Origin of the sequence: Actinomadura soli (assembly GCF_005889715.1) — a bacterium.
Classification (GTDB): domain Bacteria; phylum Actinomycetota; class Actinomycetes; order Streptosporangiales; family Streptosporangiaceae; genus Spirillospora; species Spirillospora soli.
In genome coordinates, this window is record NZ_VCKW01000394.1 from 1 (window position 1) to 5,238 (window position 5,238).

The 5,238-nt window shown below is 72.2% G+C and carries 3 protein-coding genes; 1 reads left to right on the forward strand and 2 read right to left on the reverse strand.

Annotated features, from left to right (window positions below; all coding sequences use genetic code 11):
• Positions 1-2,619, reverse strand: a 2,619-nt coding sequence (locus ETD83_RS39000; protein ID WP_205718135.1) for a DUF6049 family protein, incomplete at its 3' end; no start/stop codon positions are given.
• Positions 2,620-2,887: 268 nt separating this feature from the next.
• Positions 2,888-3,424: an aminoacyl-tRNA deacylase gene (locus ETD83_RS39005; protein WP_138650214.1), complete on the reverse strand. Its 537-nt coding sequence runs from the start codon at positions 3,422-3,424 to the stop codon at positions 2,888-2,890.
• A 379-nt stretch (positions 3,425-3,803) separates the two neighbouring features.
• Here ETD83_RS39005 and ETD83_RS39010 point away from each other — a divergent pair.
• A partial coding sequence (locus ETD83_RS39010) for a CCA tRNA nucleotidyltransferase (RefSeq protein WP_138650216.1) occupies positions 3,804-5,238 on the forward strand: 1,435 nt, incomplete at its 3' end.

The window sequence follows — 5,238 nt, forward strand, 5'->3', positions numbered from 1 at the left end:
GCCCGGGATGCTGCCGCCGCCCCCGCCGCCGGGGGCCGTCCCGTCGGCGGCCTGCTCGGATGTCCCGCCGGGTTCCGCGGCGGCTGAGGACTCTGCGGTCCCCGCGCCGGATAGCCCTGGGGAGGTGGGCCCTGCGGTTGGCCCGGCGGTGGGTTCTGCCCCGGGGGGTATCCCCTGCCCTGGGGGTGGCCCTGTGCCGGGTGCCCCTGGGGACTGCCCTGTGACGGGTATCGGCCCGGTCCCTGCTGTTGAGGCGTGCCAGGGGTCGGATAGCCCTGGCCCTGCGGGTAGCCCTGTTCCTGGGGGTAGCCCTGGCCCTGGGGATAGCCCTCCCCCTGGGGGGTGCCCTGGGCCGGGTAGCCCGGGTTCTGGGAATCGGGACGCGGGGCCTGAGAATCCGGAGCCGGGCCCTGGGAACCCGGGGCCGGCGTACCCGTTCCCTTGTTCCGCCGTCCCCGCCGATCCCGTCTCGGTCGACCCGTCACCGCCTGCCTCCGCATTCCGGCGGCGCCTTGCTCTGATGGCCCGCACTCCGACGCCCACGAAGAGTACGGCAAGTCCGCCACCGGTGATGAGCAGGGCGAGACGCCCGTACCCGGTGGTTCGGACGGTGATGGTCTCGCCGTCCCCGAACGTCCGGCCGCCCGAGTCCGGGATCATGAGCTCCAGGCGCACATGGAAGTTGCCGTTCCCGGCCGCCTTGGCCGGTATCCACCGCTGGGCCCGCTCGCCGGGCCTCAGGTTGATCACCGCTTCGTCGGGGTCGAGCGCCCCGAGCCGCAGCTTCGCGCGGCTCTCCGACGTCGGGACCGCGACGAGGCGGACCCGTACGGCCTGGTCGCGCAGCCTGTTCTCGACGAGCACCGGCAGTTTGCCCGAGCTGCCGCCCATCAGCACCCGTTTGTTCTTGGTGGTGACGATGCGGACGCTGTCCATGTCGTCGTCGAGCTCTCTCGCGAGCTCGCGGCGCGCCGCCTTGGCGCGGCCGGGCATCGTCCGCCACGCGACCGACTGCAGGCGCAGGAGGGCGCGCTCGTAGGAGATCTTGATGTCCCCCGTCATGATCGCCCGGAACCGGGCCGCCTCCTGCGCGATCTCCCGGGTCTGCTTGAGGTGCGCGTCGCTGAGCTCGAACGCCTCGTAGTCGTCGTTGTAGCCGTTGAAGACCCGGCCCTGCGGCTCCGCGGACTCGATCTTGCTGAGCGGCATCTCCCGTAGCCAGGGCGCGTCCTTGGTGTAGGTCAGCAGCTTCTCGGCGAAGCCCTGCGCCGGGTTCCAGTGCCGGTCGGGCGCGACGACGACGGAGCGCCGCAGGTTCGGCGTCTCCGCCGCGATCATCGCGGTCTCGGCGAGGAAGCGCTGCTCGGCCAGGGCCGCCCCGGCCGCCGTCGTCCCCTTGCTGACGATCTGGTTGAGCTTGTCGTCGTACAGGAGGGCCGTCCGCTTGCCCGCGTTCGTCTCGAGTGTCGTGGTGGCGTTCGGCGGCGCCCCGGCCGCCGGGTTCTGGAACTGCGAGCTGCTCATCAGGAACGCCCCGCCGTCCTTCAGGGCGTGCTCGGCGAGCTGCCCGAGCGTGCCGGGGCCCGCGACGCCGTACGGCGGCCAGGCGACCTGCGCGTCCGCCGGACGTCCGAGGACCTTCGGCGCGATGCCGGTGTTCCGCTCGTCGAGCGCGACGCCGATGTCGCGCGTCGTCTTGTGCCGGACGAGCGCGACGACGTCCGGGTCGCCGTAGGGGACGGTGAAGTAGGGGTCGCCCTTCGCGGCGTTCTTCAGCGCCGCCGTCCAGGACGCCGCGACCGTGCTCTTCTCCTTCTTGGCGGCCTTCCCGCCGAACGGCCGCACGGTGTACTCGCCGGACGCCATCTGCTGGACGTCGTCCAGCAGCGCCGGATCGATCGCCCAGGTGACCGGCGTGGTGCCCGCGGCGGCCGCGTTGACGAGCTTGCCGAGCCGCCCGTCGCGCGACATCTCCGCGGTGAGCTGGTCGTCGAAGAACGTCTGGTCGTTGGTGCGGTGCATCCGGTCCATCAGCGGCCAGACCCAGCTGATCGCCACCGGCTGGAACCGCCGCTCCTTCGGCATGAACGTCAGGAACGTCGTCAGCCCGCCGACCACCTGTTGCGCGGAGTTCAGCACCTCGACGCCCACCGGGTAGACGCCGGGCGTGGCCCCGGGGGCGCGCAGCTGCAGCGCCTTGGTGGTGGTCTTGAACGTCCAGGACTGCGTCGCGCCGGGCTGGACGACGCCCGTGAGCGGCAGTTGCTGCGGGGCGACGGCGGGGAGCAGGTTCGTCTGGCCGGTCGAGAACTGGTCGAGCTGGCTGCGGCTGGTGACGGGCTGCGGGCTGTAGCGCAGCCGCATGGTGAGCCCGGTGAGCTGGTCGTCCGTGCGGTTCCTGGCGAGCCCCGAGATCTCGATCCGCGAGTCCGCGCGGACGGGCTTCGGGTCGATCTTGGTGAGCGCGAGCCCCACCGGGGCCTTCTGCCGTGCCAGCGCGGCGGCCCCGGGGGCCTGCCCAGCCCGCGCCGTGCCGGGAGACGCCAGGGCGGCGGGCGCCGCCATCGCGATGCAGGGCAGCAGGGCGGCCAGCGCGATCGCGCGCTTGACCGTTCTCACGCCGTGTCCGACCCGGAGCCGCCCGGAACCGCGCCGCCGACCAGGGAGCCGCCGACCACGGAACCGGCCGTCCGGGGACGGCGGGCGTCGATTTCCCGCACCACGGCCCCGATGGTAGTCCGCCGTGCGGGCCCATCAGACCGTCCCGTCCACGTGTGGCGCGGATTCGGCCACATGCCCCTCATTGCCATCCCACCAGAGCCCCCATAGCTCCCACACGTCGCAAAACCCCCACCCGAGGCCGCCCCGTGGACCGCGGGCGAAGGGGTCAGGCGACCCGATGGCGGGGTTCTCGGGCGCTGGGGGAAGGCGCGGGGAAGAGGTCGGCCGGTTTCGCCTGGCAGAGGGCGTACAGGGTGCGGCCTCTGATGCCGAGCGCCGTCGACGCCTCACCGGTCGCCGTGTAGACGACGTCGTCGGCGGGGAGGCCGTCCACGACACGCTGGTCGACGAGGACCGGCATGTCGTCCGGCAGCAGGAGCGGGCAGACGAGACCCGCCGCGTACTCGGTGACGGCGTTGACGACGTCCGCGTGCGCAGGCCGGACGGTCTCCGCGCCGACCGTGCGCTGGACCGCGTCCGTGCGGGGCCGCTCGCCCGCCGGGACGATCACTCCGGTCAGGAACGGGCGCCGCGGATGGGCGCCGTCGCAGGAGTAGACGCATGTCACCAGGCAGCGGTCCGCGGGCAGCCCGAGCGCCTTGGGGAGCTCGTCGGCGTGGGCCAGCGCGACGGGCAGCCGCACGATCTCGTGCACGGCCTCCCATTCGAGCAGCGCGCGGTGGATGGTGAGAGCGTCCTTCATGATCGGCTCCATCCCGCGGGGTCCTCTCCCCGCTCACCCCCGGACCTGGTTTCCCTGACTCCCCGTGCTGAGTACTCTGCGGGATATCCCCACATACCCGAGACGTCTGGATTAACCCTGCGCGGACAGCGCGCAAACCCTCCCGGCGCGCCTCTGCCGCAGGTGCGGCGGACCGTGGCCCTTGGGGATCCCGCTACCGTTGTCGTGCGGGAGGCTCACCGGCGGTCGCGCTGGCGTCATCGGGGTGCCCAGAACGTAACCCGGGGTTCGCCGCATGTGAAGGGGTCTCGTCCTGCTTCGGCCCGCAAGGACTCCATGCCTGCCCCCACTGATCGCCAGAAAGTCCTTTGTCAGCCCGTCTCTCAAGGAAATACGCTCGATGGCCGTGCCCAACCAGAACGTGACCTCCGAGGACTCGCGGCGCACCGCGATCGCCGAGCTGCTGCGCCGGATCGCGCCGGCCGCCGACGACCTCGGCGCCCTGTTCGCGGCGGCCGGTCACGAACTGGCGCTGGTCGGCGGTCCCGTCCGGGACGCGCTGCTGCGCCGTCCGACCAAGGACCTCGACCTCACCACCGACGCGCCGCCCGAGCGCACCCTGGAGATCATCCGCGGCTGGGCGGACGCGCACTGGACGATCGGCATCGAGTTCGGCACGATCGGGCTCCGCAAGGACGGCGTCGAGCTGGAGATCACGACGTACCGCAGCGAGTCCTACGACCCGAAGTCGCGCAAGCCCGACGTGTCGTACGGGACGTCCCTCGTCGAGGACCTGCGCCGCCGCGACTTCGCCGTCAACGCGATGGCGGCGCGGCTGCCGGGGCACGAGTTCGTCGACCCGTTCGGCGGCCTCGTCGACCTGCAGCGCAAGGTCCTGCGGACCCCCGGCCGCCCCGAGGACTCCTTCAGCGACGACCCGCTGCGGATGATGCGCGCCGCCCGGTTCGCCTCGCAGCTCGGCTTCACCGTCGCGCTGGACGTCGTCCAGGCGATGAAGGACATGGCGGGCCGCATCGAGATCGTCTCCGCCGAGCGGGTCCGGGACGAGCTGTCCAAACTGATCTGCGGCCGGTACCCGCGGCAGGGCCTCGCGCTGCTCGTCGACTCGGGCCTCGCGGCGCACGTCCTGCCCGAGCTGCCGAAACTGCGGCTGGAGATCGACGAGCACCACCGGCACAAGGACGTCTACGAGCACTCGCTGATCGTCCTGGAGCAGGCCATCGCGCAGGAGAAGGAGGGGCCCGACCTCGTCCTGCGGCTCGCGGCCCTCCTGCACGACATCGGCAAGCCGCGCACCCGCCGGTTCGAGCCGGGCGGACGGGTGTCGTTCCACCACCACGAGGTCGTCGGCGCGAAGCTGACCCGCAAGCGGCTGACCGCGCTGCGGTATTCCAAGGACGTCATCGCGGACGTGTCCCGCCTGGTAGAGCTGCATCTGCGGTTCCACGGCTACGGCACCGGCGAGTGGACCGACTCGGCCGTCCGCCGGTACGTCCGCGACGCCGGGCCGCTGCTCACCCGCCTCCACAAGCTGACCCGCGCCGACTGCACGACCCGCAACAAGCGCAAGGCCGACCGGCTCCGCCGCACCTACGACGACCTTGAGCTGCGGATCGAGCGGCTGGCCCAGGAGGAGGAACTGGCCGCGATCCGCCCCGAGCTGGACGGCAACGAGATCCAGGACGTCCTCGGCATCACACCCGGCCCCCTCGTCGGCAGGGCGTACCGCTTCCTCCTCGACGTCCGCCTCGACCGAGGCATGATCGGCAAGGACGCCGCCGCCGCCGAACTCCGCACCTGGGCCACCACCGAAG